This window comes from Sinobaca sp. H24, assembly GCF_023845525.1.
In genome coordinates, this window is the sequence record NZ_JALBWT010000048.1 from 13,052 (window position 1) to 31,106 (window position 18,055).

Consider the following 18,055-nt stretch of genomic DNA (forward strand, 5'->3'; position numbering starts at 1 on the left):
TTTTAGTGTTTAAAATGGCGTATGCCGGTAAATACCATCGTAATTCCCAGCTCGTCAGCCATGGAAATGGATTCTTCGTCGCGGATAGAACCGCCCGGCTGAATAATAGCCGTTACGCCTGCAGCTCCTGCTGCTTCCACCGTATCTTTCATAGGGAAAAAGGCATCAGAGCCCATTGCAGAACCAACGGCTTCTTCGCCTGCCTGTTCTACAGCAATTGCCGCAGAGCCAACGCGGTTCATCTGTCCGGCACCAATTCCAATAGTTTTGTCGCCTTTAGCCAGCACGATCGCATTTGATTTCACGTGCTTTACGATTTTCCAGGCCAGCTTAAGATCCTGCCATTCCTGCTCGGAGGGTTCTCTTTTTGTTACAACGCGTACATCTGCATCCAGAAACCCTTTGTCATCCTGTTCCTGGACGAGCGTTCCGCCGTAAATAGAAGTCATAACCGAACGATCCATTGGGGCTTCATCCATAGAAACACTTAGCAGGCGGATATTCTTTTTAGCGGACAAAATTTCCAGCGCTTCCTTTGAAAAATGGGGAGCAATAACGATTTCGAGGAAAATATTCTTCAACTGATCCGCGGTTTCCTTATCGACTTCTTCGTTTAACGCTACAATCCCGCCGAAAATAGACACTGGATCTGCTTCATATGCTTTCTGGTACGCTTCGGCAATCGTGCCGGCAACGCCGACGCCGCACGGATTCATATGCTTCACAGCTACCGCAGCCGGCTGATTAAATTCTTTTACCATTTCAAGCGCCGCCTGGGCATCATTAATATTGTTATAGGAAAGCTCTTTTCCATGGAGCTGAAGGGCATTGGCAATGGAGCTTATCGGCCCGATCGGCTCCCGATAGAAAGCTGCTTTCTGATGAGGGTTTTCACCGTAACGAAGATCCTGCTTTTTCTCGTATGTCACCGTGTATGTTTCCGGATAAAGTTCTCCTGTCTGGTCTGTTAAGTAATTGGCAATCATGGCGTCATAAGCCGCGGTATGGCGGAATACTTTTGCTGCTAGCATTTTTCTGCGCTCCACACTGATTTCTCCATGCTTCTCGAGTTCATGCACAAGCTCTTCGTAATCAGTTGGATCCGTTACAACAGCTACGTCCTGATAGTTTTTAGAAGCAGCGCGAAGCATGGTTGGTCCGCCGATATCAATATTTTCGATCGCTTCTTCAAACGTTGTCTCCGGACGTTCAATCGTCTCTTTGAACGGATATAGATTGACGATCACATAGTCAATCGGGGCAATATTGTGCTCTTCGAGCTGTTTCATGTGGCTTTCTTCCGACCGCATCGCAAGAAGACCGCTATGAATATTGGGATGAAGAGTTTTTACACGGCCGTCAAGAATTTCCGGAAATCCGGTAACATCTGATATACCTATCACCTTCACGCCGCCTTCTTTCAGGACGCGGCTTGTACCTCCTGTAGAAATAATTTCAATGCCGAGGCTTTCCAGTTTCTTTGCAAATGGAACAATGCCCTCTTTGTTTGATACGCTGATTAGTGCTCTTTTTGTATACATGCCTGTTAAAAGCTCCTTTCCAATTTTCCAGCGATTTCATCAATAACTTCCGGATACAATCTATGCTCGATCGCCTGAATGGCGTTTGTTAATGTCTCTTTGGAATCCGTGCGGCGGATATTTACCGCTTCCTGCGCAATAATGCGGCCGGTGTCCATGCCTTCATCCACATAGTGAATCGTCACACCAGTGATTTTCACGCCTGCTTCCCAGGCCTGTCCGATCGCGTCTTTGCCGGGAAAAGCAGGCAGCAGCGACGGATGAATATTAATAATGCGGCTCTCAAATGCCTGAAGAAGAACCGGTCCGATCAAACGCATATATCCTGCCAGAAACACAAAAGAGATACTATGCTGTTCCAATTCCTGTACGATCTCTTTTTCAAACGCCTGTTTGGAATCGTATTGTTTTGGCAGAAAGGAAAAGACGGGAATATTCAGTGCTTCTGCTTTTCGTACAACAGCTGCCTGCGGTTTATCGCATACAAGCAGGGAGACTGCTGCATCCAGCCTCCCCTCCTGCTCTGCCCGGACAATGGCTTCAAAATTCGAGCCGCTGCCTGAAGCAAATACTGCTATTTTTTTCATGAAATCGTTCCGTCCAGTTCAATCGTTTCTCCAGCTGTCACGGTTCCGATCCGCACTGCCGGTTCCTGCTCTGCATGAAGCGCCTGAAGTGCCTTATCAGCGTCTTCGGGGCGGACCGCTGCGATCAGGCCGATTCCCATATTAAACGTGCCGTACATATCTTTATCCGACAGGCTGCCGGCAGACTGAATCAAGGAAAAAATGTCTGGTGTCGTCCAGGCGGAAGTCTGAATGGAAGCACCAAGACCTTCCGGAAGCATCCGTGGAATATTTTCGTAAAACCCGCCGCCTGTAATGTGTGCCATTCCCTGTACGGTTACGGCATTCATTAAGTCGCGTACGGCTTTCACATATATTCTTGTCGGGGTTAACAGCTCCAGTCCAAGCTTCTTATCGAGCGGAGAGTAAATTTCCTGCATATCCATATTCCCTTTATCAAACAGAACACTTCTCGCAAGGGAAAGCCCATTGCTGTGAATGCCGGAGGAAACGAGCCCGATCAGTACGTCTCCTTCACGGATATTTTCGCCGGTAACGACATTTTTCTTTTCCGCTGCGCCGACCGCAAATCCAGCAAGGTCATACTCATCCACGTCATACATGCCCGGCATTTCCGCCGTTTCTCCGCCGATCAGGGCGCAGCCCGACTGCTCACAGCCGTCGGCCACTCCCTTTACAATCGCTTCGATTTTTTCCGGGACGGCTTTCCCGCATGCCAGGTAATCGAGAAAATAAAGAGGTTCTGCTCCCTGGACGGCAATGTCATTTACACACATGGCGACAGCGTCCTGGCCGATCGTATCGTGTTTATCCATTTGAAAAGCAACCATCAGCTTTGTGCCGACGCCGTCCGTTCCCGAAATAAGCACAGGTTCTTTGTACGGAAGGGCGGAAAGATCAAACATCGCGCCAAATCCTCCCAGACCTCCCATCACTTCCGGCCGCATCGTGCGGCTTGTATGCTTTTTCATCCGTTTTACTGCTTCATAGCCGGCCTCTACATCAACACCGGCTTGTTTATATGCATCAGACATCGTCAAACCCCTTTCTATTCTAGCTGTTCATCACTTTATCATGGGGATGAACGGTGTCTTCGTAAATTTCCGTCGGATAATTCCCTGTAAAGCAGGCGAGACACTGGCCGCAGTTCTTGTCCTGGCTGCTTCTGCCGATGCCTTCGAGCATGCCGTCGATGGAAATAAAGGCCAGGGAATCAGCTCCCATTTTTTCGCGCATTTCTTCGGTTGTATGAGTAGAAGCAATCAGCTCCGCCTTCGTTGACGTATCGATGCCATAAAAGCAGGGATGCGTGATCGGTGGTGACGTGATCCGTACGTGTACTTCAAGCGCGCCTGCATCTTTTAAAAGCTGGACGATCCGGCGGCTTGTTGTGCCGCGGACGATCGAATCATCTACCATGACGACACGCTTGCCGGCGACTACGCCGCGGACCGGCGACAGCTTCATCTTTACGCCCTGCTCCCGCAGCTCCTGGGTCGGCTGAATAAAGGTCCGGCCGACATAGCGGTTTTTAATAAGGCCGAGCTCGTAGGGAATCCCGCTCTGCTCTGCAAAACCGATAGCCGCAGAGATAGAAGAGTCTGGAACGCCTGTAACAACATCCGCTTCCACCGGCGTTTCTTTAGCCATCTGCTTGCCGAGGCTTTTCCGGGCGGTATGCACATTAATCTGGTCCACATCCGAATCCGGTCTTGCAAAATAAACGTACTCCATGCTGCAGATCTGTCTGTCTGCCGGTTTTGAAAACAGCTGCGAGCGCATGCCGTCTTTATCGATAATAACAATTTCCCCGGGCTGTACTTCACGCTCATGGACAGCTCCTACAGCATCAAATGCGCACGTTTCCGATGCTACAACATATGCGTCTCCCATTCGTCCGATAGAAAGCGGACGAAGTCCGTTTGGATCCATAGCCACCATCAGCTTATCTTCAGTCAGAACGGCCAGCGCGTAAGCTCCTTTTATAGTGGAAAGTGCATCTTTAAACTGTTCTTCGAGCGTTGGATGAGGACTGCGTTTAATCAGGTGGGCTATTACTTCTGTATCGGAAGTGGATTGAAAAATACTGCCTTCCCGTTCCAGGTCACTTTTCACTCCATTTGCATTTACAATGTTTCCGTTATGAGCCAGCGCCAGACCGCTCGTCTGTGACTGGAATAAAAGCGGCTGTACGTTTAAGAGCCCGCCTCCGCCGGATGTAGCATAGCGAACATGCCCTATGGCCGCATGTCCCTGAAGCTTTTCCAGTTCGCCTTCTTTAAATGCTTTCGTAACAAGACCGAGTCCTTTGTGCGTACTCAGTTTATCCCCGTCGCTTACAACAATACCGGCACCTTCCTGTCCTCTGTGCTGGAGGCTGTGCAGGCCGTAATACGTTACCTGTGATGCATCCTTATGTCCCCAGATCGCGAAAACTCCGCATTCTTCATTTAAGCCTTTGATTTCACCAAACATGGAATTGCTCCTTTCCAGGTCTCCTCTAGTGTCTTTAAAGAAGCCTGTACCACCGTTTCTCCTGCTGCTGATGCAATATGAAGCTGGCTGTTGTCCGTCACTTTGCCAATGAAATGAGCATCTTCGATCATGTCTTCGATCATTTTTGTCTGATCGGCGGGTACGCTGATAACAAAACGGGACTGGGTTTCAGAAAACAATTCCTTTACCGGGTGCTCGGAAAGCGTCACGTCGGCTCCAAGCGACGTACCTATTAAGCTTTCTGTAATCGCTACGCCGAGTCCACCTTCTGAAATATCGTGGGCGGAAGAAATAATACCTGTTTTAATAGCTTCCAGAAGCTGCTGCTGACGTTTTTTCTCAACATTCAGATCCAGTTTAGGCGCCCGTCCGGAAATAAAGCCCTGTTCCATTTTCTGAAGCTCGCTGCCTCCGAATTCCGGTGCCGCTTCGCCGATCACGTACACGGCGTCGCCTGCCTTCTTAAATGTCTGGGTCGTAATATGCTTTAAATCTTCGATCAGCCCTACCATGCCGATAACCGGCGTTGGGTATACGGCTCCCTGATTTGTTTCATTATATAAAGAAACATTTCCTCCGATAACCGGTGTAGAAAGCTCGGTGCAGGCTTCGCTTATGCCGTCCGCTGATTTCTCAATCTGCCAGAAAATTTCCGGGTTTTCCGGGCTTCCGTAGTTAAGGCAGTCCGTGATGCCTAAAGGCTGGGCGCCTGAACAGACGATATTACGGGCTGCTTCTGCCACTGCAATGCGTCCACCCGTTTCCGGATCGAGATAAATATAGCGCGAGTTGCAGTCGGTCGTCATCGCGAGCGCTTTGTTTTTGTCTCTAACTTTAATAACGGCTGCATCTGATCCCGGCTGCACGACTGTGTTTGTCTGCACCATGTAATCATATTGATCATAAATCCATTCTTTGCTCGCGATGGTCGGCTGCTTTAATAAACGGAGCAGGGTTTCCTGTACGTCTTCTACATCCGGCAGCCATTTAATTTCCTGGTTTTCCCGGTAGTAAGCGGGTTCTGAGGAAGCCGGGTGGTAGACCGGCGCATCTTCTGCAAGCGAGTCTACGGGAACATCTGCGACTACTTCACCGTTATGAATCAGGCGGAGCACCTGCTCTTCAATAACTTCTCCGACGTTGGCGGAAAGAAGTCCCCATTTATCACAAATATCAATAATCTCCTGCTCGCGTCCTTTTTCTACAACGAGAAGCATGCGCTCCTGTGATTCGGAAAGCATCATTTCGTAAGGTGTCATGCCTTTTTCACGCTGCGGTACCAGATCAAGGTTCATTTCAATACCTGAACCTGCCTTACTTGCCATTTCAGCAGAAGAAGACGTCAGTCCGGCTGCCCCCATATCCTGTATCCCAACGAGTGCATCTGATTTCACGAGCTCAAGGCACGCTTCGAGCAGCAGCTTTTCTTTAAATGGATCTCCTACCTGAACCGCGGGGCGTTTGCTCTCCGACTCCTCGCTCAGTTCTTCCGAAGCGAACGTGGCGCCGTGTATGCCGTCGCGGCCGGTATCAGCTCCGACATAAAGGACTGTGTTTCCCACCCCTTTAGCCTGGCCTTTCTGGATATCTTTATGGTCAATCAATCCTACGCACATAGCATTAACGAGCGGATTGCCTTCGTAGCAGGGATCAAACTGAATTTCGCCTCCTACCGTCGGTACGCCGACGCAGTTGCCGTAGCCTGCAATGCCTGCGACGACTTCTTCGAGCAGATAGCGGACGCGCGGTTTTTCCAGCTCTCCGAAGCGGAGGGAGTTTAACATCGCAATCGGCCGGGCACCCATCGAGAACACGTCGCGGAGAATACCACCGACTCCCGTGGCCGCTCCCTGATAAGGCTCAATGGCGGAAGGATGATTGTGGCTCTCTATTTTAAATACTACCGCCTGCTCATCGCCAATATCGATGATGCCTGCGCCTTCCCCGGGTCCCTGCAGGACTTTTTCTCCGGTAACCGGAAACTTTTTCAGCACGACTTTGGAGTGCTTATAGCTGCAGTGTTCGGACCACATAACGGAAAAAAGCCCCGTTTCTGTATAATTCGGCAGACGTCCGAGAATTTTTTCCACCATCGCAAATTCCTGCTCTTTAAGGCCCATTTCTTTGTAAATATGCTCTTTCTTAATTTGCTCTGGGGATGGTTCAAGTAGTAACGACATGGGATTTCCTCCAATGATTGAGAATAGATTGAAACAGCGGCAGGCCGTCAGCGCTGCCAAGCAGGTCAAGAGTAGCACGTTCCGGGTGCGGCATCATGCCGAGCACATTGCCTTCTTTATTTACAATGCCGGCAATATCGCCGACGGAACCGTTAATATCGTCTTTATAGGTGAATACAATCTGGTTATTGTCCTGCAGCTCCTGCAGGGTGGTTTCGTCGCAGAAATAATTGCCTTCTCCATGTGCAACAGGAATCGTAATTTCCTCGTCCTGTTCGTATTTTTCGGAAAAGGCTGTTGCATTATTTTTCACCTGAAGCGTTGTCTGGCGGCAGATAAACTTCAGCGATTTATTCCGCTGCATCGCCCCCGGCAGCAGCCCGGCTTCGAGCAGAACCTGAAAACCATTGCAGATGCCAAGCACCGGCTTTCCTTTTGACGCTTCTTCAATTACGCTCTCCATTACCGGAGCAAAACGGGCAATCGCACCGGAGCGGAGATAGTCCCCATAGGAAAATCCGCCGGGAATTAAAATCGCATCATAGGCTTCAACACTTTTTTCGGTATACCATACTTTTTCCACATCTTCTCCAAGGCCGTCCTTGATGGCGTAGAACATATCGTCGTCACAGTTGGAGCCTGGAAATACGATTACGGCAAACTTCATGAGGAAACGACCTCCTCCATATTGTACGTATAGTCTTCAATAACCGGATTCGTTAACAGCTTATGGCACATCTCTTCGACTTTCTCCTGCACATCGTCTGTTTTTTCCATATGAAGCTCGATAAATTTGCCCGTCTGCACTTCGCTTACTTCGTTGTATCCCATCGTATGAAGCGCGTTATTAATGGCGCTTCCCTGCGGATCCAATACGCCGGCCTTCAACGTTACGTAAATTTGTACTTTAACCATGAATAGTGCCTCCCAGTCTTTTTAAAATCTCCGTGTAGCCATCCTGAAGTGAACCAAGCCCGTAGCGGAACAGGTCTTTATCGAATTTTTCCCGTGTGGTTTTGTCCCAGAGCCTGCATGTATCCGGGGAGATCTCGTCGGACAGCAGGATCGTTCCATCTTCTGTCGTGCCGAATTCCAGTTTAAAATCAACAAGAATGAGTTCACATTCGTCAAAATGCCTTTTCAGCGCATCGTTTACTTCGAGCGCCAGCTTTCTCATTTCGATCGTCTGCGCCGGCTCTGCGGCGTGAAGAAGGCGGATATGATCATCATTAATGAGCGGATCGCCAAGCTCATCGTCTTTGTAATAAAATTCCACTACCGGCACATCTACTTCAGTACCTTCCGGAATACCGGTGCGCTTTTTCAGGCTGCCCGCTACTACGTTCCGGACTACCACTTCAAGCGGAATAATCGTTGTTTTATGCACGAGCTGTTCTGTTTCAGAGATCTTTTTTTCAAAGTGATTGCGGATGCCAAGAGACGTTAGTTTTTCAAAAAGGAGGGAAGAAATCACATTATTAAGCTCTCCTTTTCCTTTCAAAACATCTTTTTTTTCTCCATTAAATGCGGTCGCTTCGTCTTTATATTCCACCCAGAGAAGTCCCGGTGTATCTGTTTCATAAAGCCGTTTGGCTTTTCCTTCATACAGAAGATCCTGCTTTTCCACTCAAAACGCCTCCCGGTTTATTTACTCAATACCTGCACGCTTAAAAATTGTGTCGACCTGTTTCATGTGGTGATTGTAGTCAAAGCATTCATCAATTTCTTTTTCAGTAAGCACTTCCGTAATGCGCGGCTGCTGGTCTACCAGGGTTCGGAACTGCACGCCCTCTTCCCACGCCTGCATCGCCGTCGGCTGTACGAGATCATAGGCTTCTTCGCGGGCCATGCCTTTGTTGATCAGCGTCAGCATCACGCGCTGAGAATAAATAAGGCCGAACGTTCTTTTCATATTGGCTTTCATGTTTTCAGGAAAGACAGTGAGATTCTTTACGATATTGCCGAAGCGGTTCAGCATATAATTAAGCGCAATCGTTGCGTCCGGAAGGATAATCCGCTCCGCCGACGAGTGGGAAATGTCACGCTCATGCCAAAGCGGCACGTTTTCGTAAGCGGTTAGCATGTGGCCGCGGATAACACGGGCAAGCCCTGACATATTTTCCGAGCCGATTGGATTGCGTTTGTGAGGCATGGCAGAAGATCCCTTCTGGCCTTTAGCGAAAAACTCTTCTACTTCACGGGTTTCACTTTTCTGCAGGCCGCGGATTTCCACAGCCATTTTTTCGATAGATCCGGCAATAAGGGCAATCGTACTCATATAGTGGGCGTGGCGGTCCCGCTGCAGCGTCTGGGTGGAAACAGGTGCCGCTTCAAGACCGAGCTCACGGCAGACATGCTCTTCGATGTACGGTGGAATGTTAGCGAATGTTCCCACAGCACCGGACAATTTGCCGACCCGTACTGTTTCTGCAGCTGCACGGAAACGTTCCAGATTGCGCTGCATCTCCTGCAGAGGGCAAGCTTCAGGCCAAAGGTAGTCGGCTCTGCATGCACGCCGTGAGTACGTCCCATCATTACCGTGTATTTATGTTCTTTTGCTTTTTCTTTCAAAATAGAAGTGAAGTTCTCCAGATCCTTCAGCAGGATAGCGTTCGCCTGTTTCAGCTGGTAGGAAAGAGCTGTGTCCACGACGTCTGTGGAAGTCAGGCCGTAATGCACCCATTTGCGTTCTTCCCCAAGCGTTTCTGATACGGCTCTTGTGAAAGCTACGACGTCATGCCGCGTTTCCTGCTCTATTTCATTGATGCGAGCCACATCAAATCCTGCTTTTTCCCGGATCTTCTCCACGTCTTCCTTTGGAATGTCCCCGAGCTCGGACCATGCTTCACAGGCAGAAATTTCCACCTCGAGCCAGGCGTTAAAGCGGTTGTTTTCTGTCCATATTTCTCCCATTTCCGGGCGGGTGTAACGTTCGATCATGTTGATTCCTCCACTCTCTCTATCTGCTGCTTTATTTGATATAGGTATTCCATACATTATTGCTGTCTTCGAGCGCCTGCTCCACGCTGTCACGCAGCACGGTCCAGTGTCCCATTTTCCGGCCGGTGCGGCTTTCGGCTTTCCCGTAAAGGTGAATATGCTCTTTGGCAAAATCCTGTAGGCCGTTCATTACCGGCTCTACGTGCTCACCAAGTATATTCGTCATCACGACCGGCTTCAGAAGTCCGGTCGGACCCAGAGGAAGACCGCAGACGGCACGGATATGCTGCTCAAACTGGGATGTTTCACAAGCTTCGATCGTATAGTGCCCGGAATTGTGCGGGCGGGGCGCTACTTCATTGACATAGAGCGTTTCTTCATCTATGACAAACATTTCAATAGCGAGCGTCCCGACAAGCTCTAGATGACCGGCTAATGTTTCCGCCACTGCATAGGCTTTCTCTGCGAGGCTTCCGGATATACGGGCCGGAACAATTGTTTGATGGAGAATATTGTTTTCATGAATATTTTCGCCTACCGGAAAAACCGCTGTTTCCCCTGTTGTCGATCTGGTAATAATCACAGATATTTCTTTTTCAAAAGGAATCCAGGCTTCAAGCACAAAGTCCGCCGGATTTTTTTCTGCAAGCCGGCTGTAGGCTTCCTGAAGATCAGATTTGTTTCTCAGTACTTCCTGTCCTTTGCCGTCATAACCGCCCCGGCATGTTTTTAAGACAGCAGGAAGACCGATGGCTTCAACTGCGGTCTCCAGGGACTCATAGTCGGTTACCGGCCGATAAGGGGCAACCGGAACGCCGGCGTCTTGAATAGCCTGCTTCTCGCGAAGCCTGTGCTGGGTCGTTTGAAGAAGGGCGCCCCCCTGCGGAAGGTACATGGACTTTTCCAGGAAAGAAGCCGTTTTTGCATCAATATTCTCAAATTCATAGGTCAAAACGCTGCAGTGCGAGGAAAGCTCCTCTGCTGCGCTGCGGTCATCGTAGGCGCCTTCTACTTCCACATCGGATACCTGGCCGGCAGGTGAGCCTGTCGAAGGTTCCAGTACAGCTGTGCGGTAGCCCATCGGCCGGGCCGCAATCGCCATCATGCGTCCGAGCTGGCCGCCGCCGAGAATGCCTATTGTACTGCCTGGAGGAATTAACGTCATGATGGAAGCTCCCCCGTTTCTATTACTTTACTGCGCATTTCTTCGCGCCGGTTATCCATTTTTTCAGCAAGCTTTTCATCAAAGGCTGATAAAATCTGGGCAGCAAGCAGGCCGGCATTAACAGCGCCTGCTTTTCCGATAGCTACTGTAGCAACCGGAACGCCGCCGGGCATCTGCGCAATTGATAAAAGCGAATCCATTCCCTGCAGCGCTTTGGACTGGATCGGCACGCCGATAACAGGAAGGGTTGTCTTTGCTGCGGTCATGCCCGGCAGGTGAGCGGCACCTCCTGCTCCTGCAATAATCACCTTCAGCCCTTTCTTCCGGGCCGTTTCTGCGTATTCAAACATTAAATCCGGTGTCCGGTGAGCGGAAACCACCTGTTTTTCGTACGTAATATCCAACTCGTCCAGCACATCACATGCGTTTTTCATCGTTTCCCAATCAGATGTGCTTCCCATAATTACTCCAACCTGCGGATTCATTCTTCCACTCCTCTACGACTTTGCTCCATTGTATTCTATGTGTTAAAAATCCACGAAAAAAGCCCCGGTAGGTTGACTTTTCTTTTATAGAAAGCTGTCAGACTTGCCGGGGCCGGAAAGAACACACCCCGGACATGGTGCCGGGGGCGTTCTTTCCTCATAGTCCGGCGATTTACGGTCACCAGGTAGAAACGTTTGGGCCCTATTCCCAATTTTATATGAGGGTTATATGTCGTTTTTATTCCTCTTACAGCTTAACAAGATGTCATGAAATCTGTCAACGGAAATCGAACATTATAATTGTATTAAGTTTTAATGTTCGGTTATTGAGGTTTTGCTTCAAAAATGATTTGTTGTTTTAATACCGTATGCTCTTTTTTGCCATTTATCATCGTTTCAGTAAATACGGGTTTTTCCATCCTGCGCACAGGAACAAAGCCTTCCCTGCTGATGCGGTCAAGACATTCGGAGATCGTTTCTCCCTCCTGCACTTCAAACGTTTTCTTTGCAGCCATCCTTTATACTCCTATCGTCGTATTCCCTTCACCCAGAAGCCGCCCGAAAAAGGCTTTCGGTTCGTGCGAAATAATAAAGGCTTTCGCATCAAGTTCTTTCACCGTCCGGTACAGACGCGCCTCCGATTTCCGGGAAGTCAGAATTTCCATCATCATCCGTTCGCCTTCGCGTCCATATGCCACCCAGTTTGTAACACCATAGCCTTTGTCACGAAGGGTGTTGGGAATATCCGGTTCATATTCTTTTGTTATAACATTTACCGTTATATATCCTAAAGCCAGTTTTTCTTCAATTTTCATGCCGACCAGTACCCCTGTTCCAAATCCAACGGAATAGGCAACCAGATTTAAATAGTTATCCAGATTTTCAAGGACGAGCCCCAGGCCGATAACATAGACCAGCGTTTCGATAATACCAAACAGGCCGGCAAAATACTTTTGTCCTTTTAATGTAAAAATCAACCGCAGCGTTAATAGCGTCACGTATAAAATATTAATAACAAATACAATCGCCATAAAACTCCAGGCATTAGCGAGCAGTGTACTTAACAATGATATGACCTCCTTTTTTGCCCACTAATTCATTATCGCATATCAGTTAAGCCACCGGGAAAGAAAAAAACTGTCCCCCTTCGGGACAGTTTTCGAGATGCCAGCAGAACACCCTGGTTTTTTGAAAAAACGCTGCAAACAGCTCCTTATTTCTTTACGGAAGGGACATAAATTTCTCCGGAAGGATTTGTTTTCTTCAATAAATAGCGTACCTGCTGGGACAGCTTCTGCGGTGGATAAGGTTTTGTTAAATAATGATGCACTTCCAGCTCCTGCATTTTTTCTGTATCTTCATTTAGTGCAGAAGAAACAATGATCGGAATATTTTTGAGTTCTTCTCTCGCTTTTATGTGCTGAATAAACGTCCATCCATCCATTTCATCGCCAAGCATAACATCGACAATAAATATATCCGGCTTCAGACCGCTGTCAATCGCAGCCAGGGCGGCGGTTGGATTAAAATGAAACGCAACCTCATATTTAGCATGGCGCAGCTCTTCCGACAGCAGCAGGCCGAGGCTTCTATCGTCCTCGAGGACGAGCGCAGTCAATGTGGAATCAGATTGCGGATAGTGAAGAAGTTCTTCCCCGTCGAGTGCCGGAAGATAAAAAGTAAACGTGCTGCCTCTACCCTCTTCAGACGTCACCATAATTCTGCCGTTATGGTCTTCGAGAATTTTTTTGCATACCGCGAGCCCCAGACCGGTGCCGCGGATTTTCTGGCGCTTTTCTCCTTCTACCCGGTGAAATTTACTGAAAAGCTTTGGCAGCTCTTTTTCCGGAATGCCCAGCCCCTGATCCGTAACGGATACCATAACGTTATCCTGGGAATTCTGCATGCTGATAGTAATATTACCACCGTTCGGCGAGAATTTCACAGCGTTGCTGATGAGGTTGGTCATCACCTGAACCAGCTTATCTTCATCCGCGAAAATTTTCCCTGACTGCAGCTTGTCTTCTATTATAAATGAATGATTCGGCTGGCCGGGCTCCATTGTATGAACCACGTTCATAATAATTTCGGCAGCATCCACCCGTTCTTTTTCATAGCTTTCCTTGCCTGATTCCATTCGCTGTAGATCCAGAAAATCGTTAATCAGATGAGTCAGCCGGTTTCCTTCTTTATGAATCGTTTCTATATATTTTCTCTGTTTTTCCGGTTTTAGTTCTTTCATCAGCATAAGCTCTGCAAAGCCGAGAATACTCGAAAGCGGTGTACGCAGCTCATGGCTGACGGTACTCACAAGGTCTGATTTCATTTTATCAAGCTCATAGTTTCTCGTATGATCCCTGTGTACAAAAATAGTACCCTGCAGCTCTCCATCGCTGAACAGCTGCTCTCCGTAGACTTCATACACCCGGACTTCTTCTTCATCGTGAACATGATAGTACACTTTTTCGATATTCGGCTTTTGTCCTTCACGATAGGAATAGAAATAAGCTTCAAGCATAGAGCGGTCTTTTTCGTCTACGTGGGAAAGAAGACCGGACGTCCAGCTTTCAAAAGGCGGCTGCTGATATTTTTTAAGGGCGCACTCCCCGGCTATTTGATCCATCTTGCTGTTGCTGTGAATCATTCTACCTTTAGCGTCAATAAATTGAATGCCCTCGTTCACATTATTAATAATGGCCTGATAAAGAGCACTGTCCTTTTCCGTTGTTTCATGAAGAATGATCCGCTCAAAGGAGATCTTGGACTGGCTCAGCAGGCCGAACATCGCATGCTGCTCTTCTTGTGAAAATGGACGGCCGATTCGATACATACAGCAGACACCAATTAAATGTTCCCCTTCGGAAAAGATAGGCATATACAGCTCGTACATATCCCGGCTTTCCTCCGAAAGCCCCTGCTCCGATGCGTCCGCCTGCACTTTAACCATGTGCGGCTTTTTTGTTTCATACGTTATCATCGCAGGAGTCTCTTCAATATGTTCTGTGAGCCACTTGACCCGCGCATCGCTCATTCCGAGACTTGCCGTCATCCATTCCGGCTGCATCGTTAAAATCATAGCCTTCTCAAATGGAAACAACTCCTGAAAATGAGCTAATATGGTCTGCAGCAGTTCATTTTTTTCCGATACGGCGGATAAAGAAGAGTTAAATTCATTCATCTGATGAAGACGTTCCCGCTGAAGCTCCAATTCTTCCTGCTGACTTTCCAGCTCTTCATTACGGTCGGTCAGCATTTCCTGGTTATTTTGGATGCTTGCCGCCATCTGCGAGAATGTGCGGCTGAGCGCTCCCATCTCATCTTTCCGCTTTGTATACTTAAGCTCCACGTCTTCTCCGGTTTCAATCTTGTCTGCGGCTTCTTCTAAATCCTGAAGCGGCTTGGTGAGCCAGTATAATAATGTCCAGACGCTAACACCAAGAACGAGCAGGATCAGAACAAAATAAAGCAGAATGGAATTATTGGCCTGTATAGTGGAGGCAAAATAATCATCATTTATAGCGGCACGTTCACTCTCTACCGCCGTATATTCTTCTGTTGTCTGATCAATAATACGATTGGCCTGCTCATTAATTTCTCCCGACGTAATCGCACTTATTTCGGCTCCGCCATTCTCTATTTGAGCAGTCACCTGTGGAATCCACTCTTCGGAATACTGCGTTGTAAATGCATCGATTTCCTGCCCGAGTTCTTCGTTTTTCCGGCTGCTTTCAAGCGCCTGATAGTCTGCAAGTATAGCTTCGAGCTCTGTTATTTCCGTATTTAAATTTTCAAGGATAGCTTCCTCCTGGTAAATGTAATACCCTCGGCCTTGAATTACTATCTGCTGAAGAGTAGTTTCCACATCGAACAACAGGCCGTCAAGCTCTCTTAATTCAACCGATTGGTTTCGGATATCTTCCTGTTCACTGCTGATATGATTTAACTGAATAACAGCCCCGGTTCCCATAAGAAGAAGCAGGCACACGAAGATTAATAAAAAGCTCCGGTGCGCCTTTTCCAGAATATAGTTAATCATCCAGAAGATCCTCTACGACGCTTACAAGTAGAGCAGGGCTGAAAGGCTTTGTTAAAAACTCCGTCGCTCCCGCTTTTAAGGCGCTTTCCCTATCGGATTCCTGGCTTTTAGCCGTCAGCATCAGGCTTTTCATCTGCGTCAGCCTTCCTCGTTCTTTTAGGTGGCTCAGCACCTCCACTCCGTTGTAGCCGGGCATCATATAATCCACAATTAACAGGTCATACTCTTTTGCGGAAGCCATTTCAAGCGCCTCTGAGCCGTTTTCTGCTTCCTCTATTTCATACTCGTCGTCTTCTAGTGTATCCACTATCAGCATTCTCAGCACATCTTCATCATCTGCTACTAATATTCTTTTCATAAACCCCACCCCTCTTCCGCCTTATTATGACGAAATTCCTTTTCTTTCAGCTTTAGACCAGTCTTTGCTGCGCCTGATTGCCTTCCATATTCCTTCCACGCGCCAGAACACAGTGAGCGGGCGGTACCAGAAGGATTCTGTCCAGGCATACCAGAACAGCCTGTCTAAATCTTTTACGTTTGTATGCCTGCCGTTGCCCTGCTCTTCCAGCAGCACCGAGGTAACAGAAAGCAGTGATCCCATCATAATCATCAGCAAAAACAATATGATGGCAAACAGAGCATTTACTTCTCCAAATAACAGCGCCCATAGCAGCAGGCCGTAGCCCAATAGTTCAAACACAGGTCCGCACCATTCAATCAGGAAAAAAACCGGCATGCCGATCCAACCGACCGTTCCGTATTTTTTTCGGAAAAACATGCTTTTATGAATCCAAAATGTTTCTGTAAGTCCCTGATGCCAGCGTCTCCGCTGCTTACGGAGTACAGCCGCAGTTTCCGGTGCCTCTGTCCAGCAGACCGGATCAGGTATGTAGGATATTTTTGATTTGCGGTTATTTTCCCGTGCTGTCCGGTGCATCCGCACGACCAGTTCCATGTCTTCTCCTACCGTATCGGTACGATAGCCGCCTGCTGCGATAACTGCACTTTTTTCAAACAGGCCGAAAGCACCTGATACAATCAGCAGAATATTAAAATGGCTCATTCCAAGACGCCCAATTAAAAAGGCTCGGAAATATTCAATCACCTGCATAATAACAACCGGACGCCTCGAAACGGTTACATTCATAATTTCACCGCGTTCGATGGAAGAAGAATTAGCGATACGGATGCTTCCGCCTACGGCAATGACTTCTCCGTTCCCGTCAATAATCGGCTGAACGGCTTTAATCAGCGCATCACGCTCCAGCACCGAATCGGCATCAATGGAACAAACGTATGGATAGTTTGAAGCGTTAATGCCGGCATTCAGTGCATCGGCTTTTCCACCGTTCTCTTTATCAATGAGGTATACATTTCGATGAATTTCAGATTGATACACGGCCTTTACAGGTTTGGATGAAACATAGCGGCGTACCACCTGCTCTATCTTTTTCATGCGAAAAGCCTCAATAGCGGTGTTCAGCATATTATCAGTGGAACCGTCATTGACTATAATAATTTCAAATGCCTGGTAGCGCAGTCCGAGAAGCGACTTGACCGTTCCTTCCACCGATACTTCTTCGTTATAGCCCGGCACCAGGATCGATACCGGCGGTATGTCATCAGACTGAAGCCTGTCTTCGTAAGGCTCTGTTTCATGAATGCCCTCTGCCTTTTTCATTGCACGCATAGCCGTGACGGCCGTTACGATATACCAGATAAGCACAAGAAAGGTATAACAGATAAAACCGAGAACCAGCATGAAAAAAATAAAATTCAGAACACCTGTCATACTACTTCTCCTTTCATTGCATCCAGCCACTGTCCGGCCATATCTCTTGCAAAAGGATCCTCGCTCGTATTATGGATAAACAGCAGCTCTTCCTCTCCGTTCGGGTGGCAGCTTAACGCTTCTCCTGCATAATATCGGACCCACCAGGAGGAATCTTTAATTAAATCCCGGATAAATTCCTGGACCCCGCGGGAATGAGCCACGCGCCAAAGCCGCGCTGCCATCATCCGCTCCGGCCAGTACTCAGACGCGGCAATGTCTGCGGGAATAATTATCTCGGGCACAACACCAAGCTTTTCAAATCCTTTGTAGGCCTGCAGGCGCACTTCCAGTTCATCATCTACGGCTGCTTTTTCAAATAATGGGATCGCACTCCAATCACCCTTCTGGGCAGCGACAGCCAGCATGGCACCGCGGATTTTCTGATTAGGATGAACGGCCAGCGTTTCCATCCACTGAGAATAGACGACGTCATCCAGACGACGTATCACCTCTTTATATAAATAGCCGGCTTCGCTAGAATCCTCATGAAAAAACAGCTTCATAAATGTACTGGATTGAAGGCCGCCAGAGTCCGGGATGCCTGTGGATTCAGTTCCGCCCTGTTTCTATTTTCACGGTACAGGGTTAATACATCCGGCTCCAGCTCCGTTAGATGAAAATTCTCTATAAAATACATAGCATTCAGACGAGCGCTATATTTTTCTGGAACGAAGCTGCTTCCGATAGGGTTCTGCCAGCTTTAAAGAAGCCAGGTTATTAATTACAGCTACTGTATCTTCATCATTCATCCATTTCATAAATTCGAGCAGCACATCCTGAAGCGCTGACTG

The 18,055-nt window shown here is 48.1% G+C and carries 15 protein-coding genes, 2 pseudogenes and 1 riboswitch; all 17 genes and pseudogenes read right to left on the bottom strand.

The features are described 5' to 3' along the window. Positions 1–2: 2 nt before the first annotated feature. The 17 genes and pseudogenes from purH to MMY81_RS30335 all read right to left on the bottom strand — a co-directional run bounded on the left by purH (position 3) and on the right by MMY81_RS30335 (position 17,767). Entirely contained in the window at positions 3–1,541 is a 1,539-nt protein-coding gene (gene purH / locus MMY81_RS30255) for a bifunctional phosphoribosylaminoimidazolecarboxamide formyltransferase/IMP cyclohydrolase (protein ID WP_252315741.1), read from the bottom strand. 5 nt (positions 1,542–1,546) lie between these two features. After that, on the bottom strand, positions 1,547–2,128 hold the full coding sequence (gene purN / locus MMY81_RS30260) for a phosphoribosylglycinamide formyltransferase (protein WP_252315742.1): 582 nt from the start codon (positions 2,126–2,128) through the stop codon (positions 1,547–1,549). Continuing rightward, positions 2,125–3,162: a phosphoribosylformylglycinamidine cyclo-ligase gene (gene purM / locus MMY81_RS30265; protein ID WP_252315743.1), complete on the bottom strand. Its 1,038-nt coding sequence runs from the start codon at positions 3,160–3,162 to the stop codon at positions 2,125–2,127. Before purM ends, purN begins: the two co-directional genes overlap by 4 nt. Positions 3,163–3,181: 19 nt before the next feature. Then, positions 3,182–4,603, bottom strand: a complete 1,422-nt coding sequence (purF, locus tag MMY81_RS30270) for an amidophosphoribosyltransferase (protein WP_252315744.1) — start codon at positions 4,601–4,603, stop codon at positions 3,182–3,184. Then, on the bottom strand, positions 4,579–6,804 hold the full coding sequence (gene purL, locus MMY81_RS30275; RefSeq protein WP_252315745.1) for a phosphoribosylformylglycinamidine synthase subunit PurL: 2,226 nt from the start codon (positions 6,802–6,804) through the stop codon (positions 4,579–4,581). Before purL ends, purF begins: the two co-directional genes overlap by 25 nt. After that, positions 6,788–7,471, bottom strand: a complete 684-nt coding sequence (purQ, locus tag MMY81_RS30280; RefSeq protein ID WP_252315746.1) for a phosphoribosylformylglycinamidine synthase subunit PurQ — start codon at positions 7,469–7,471, stop codon at positions 6,788–6,790. The genes purL and purQ overlap by 17 nt, the downstream gene beginning before the upstream one ends. Next, a complete protein-coding gene (gene purS, locus MMY81_RS30285) occupies positions 7,468–7,719 on the bottom strand; it encodes a phosphoribosylformylglycinamidine synthase subunit PurS (RefSeq protein WP_120193804.1) in 252 nt (83 codons plus the stop codon). Before purS ends, purQ begins: the two co-directional genes overlap by 4 nt. Continuing rightward, the gene (gene purC / locus MMY81_RS30290; protein WP_252315747.1) at positions 7,712–8,431 is read right to left on the bottom strand and encodes a phosphoribosylaminoimidazolesuccinocarboxamide synthase; all 720 of its coding nucleotides are present in this window, start codon (positions 8,429–8,431) and stop codon (positions 7,712–7,714) included. The genes purS and purC overlap by 8 nt, the downstream gene beginning before the upstream one ends. A 21-nt stretch (positions 8,432–8,452) precedes the next feature. Then, positions 8,453–9,744, bottom strand: a pseudogene (gene purB / locus MMY81_RS30295) (adenylosuccinate lyase). Positions 9,745–9,775: 31 nt separating this feature from the next. After that, positions 9,776–10,909, bottom strand: a complete 1,134-nt coding sequence (purK, locus tag MMY81_RS30300; protein WP_252315748.1) for a 5-(carboxyamino)imidazole ribonucleotide synthase — start codon at positions 10,907–10,909, stop codon at positions 9,776–9,778. Further along, on the bottom strand, positions 10,906–11,394 hold the full coding sequence (gene purE, locus MMY81_RS30305) for a 5-(carboxyamino)imidazole ribonucleotide mutase (RefSeq protein WP_252315749.1): 489 nt from the start codon (positions 11,392–11,394) through the stop codon (positions 10,906–10,908). Before purE ends, purK begins: the two co-directional genes overlap by 4 nt. A 140-nt stretch (positions 11,395–11,534) precedes the next feature. After that, a riboswitch (purine riboswitch) is annotated at positions 11,535–11,636 on the bottom strand. An 81-nt stretch (positions 11,637–11,717) separates the two neighbouring features. After that, on the bottom strand, positions 11,718–11,909 hold the full coding sequence (locus tag MMY81_RS30310) for an NETI motif-containing protein (protein ID WP_252315750.1): 192 nt from the start codon (positions 11,907–11,909) through the stop codon (positions 11,718–11,720). Positions 11,910–11,920: 11 nt separating this feature from the next. Beyond that, positions 11,921–12,425, bottom strand: a pseudogene (locus MMY81_RS30315) (DUF2179 domain-containing protein). Between the two features lie 182 nt (positions 12,426–12,607). Continuing rightward, entirely contained in the window at positions 12,608–15,430 is a 2,823-nt protein-coding gene (locus MMY81_RS30320) for an ATP-binding protein (protein WP_252315751.1), read from the bottom strand. Beyond that, positions 15,423–15,788: a response regulator gene (locus tag MMY81_RS30325; protein WP_252315752.1), complete on the bottom strand. Its 366-nt coding sequence runs from the start codon at positions 15,786–15,788 to the stop codon at positions 15,423–15,425. Before MMY81_RS30325 ends, MMY81_RS30320 begins: the two co-directional genes overlap by 8 nt. 24 nt (positions 15,789–15,812) lie before the next feature. Then, complete coding sequence (locus tag MMY81_RS30330) at positions 15,813–17,222, bottom strand: glycosyltransferase family 2 protein (RefSeq protein ID WP_252315753.1); 1,410 nt, start codon at positions 17,220–17,222, stop codon at positions 15,813–15,815. Continuing rightward, positions 17,219–17,767, bottom strand: a complete 549-nt coding sequence (locus MMY81_RS30335) for a HEAT repeat domain-containing protein (RefSeq protein WP_252315754.1) — start codon at positions 17,765–17,767, stop codon at positions 17,219–17,221. Before MMY81_RS30335 ends, MMY81_RS30330 begins: the two co-directional genes overlap by 4 nt. Between the last annotated feature and the right edge of the window lie 288 nt (positions 17,768–18,055).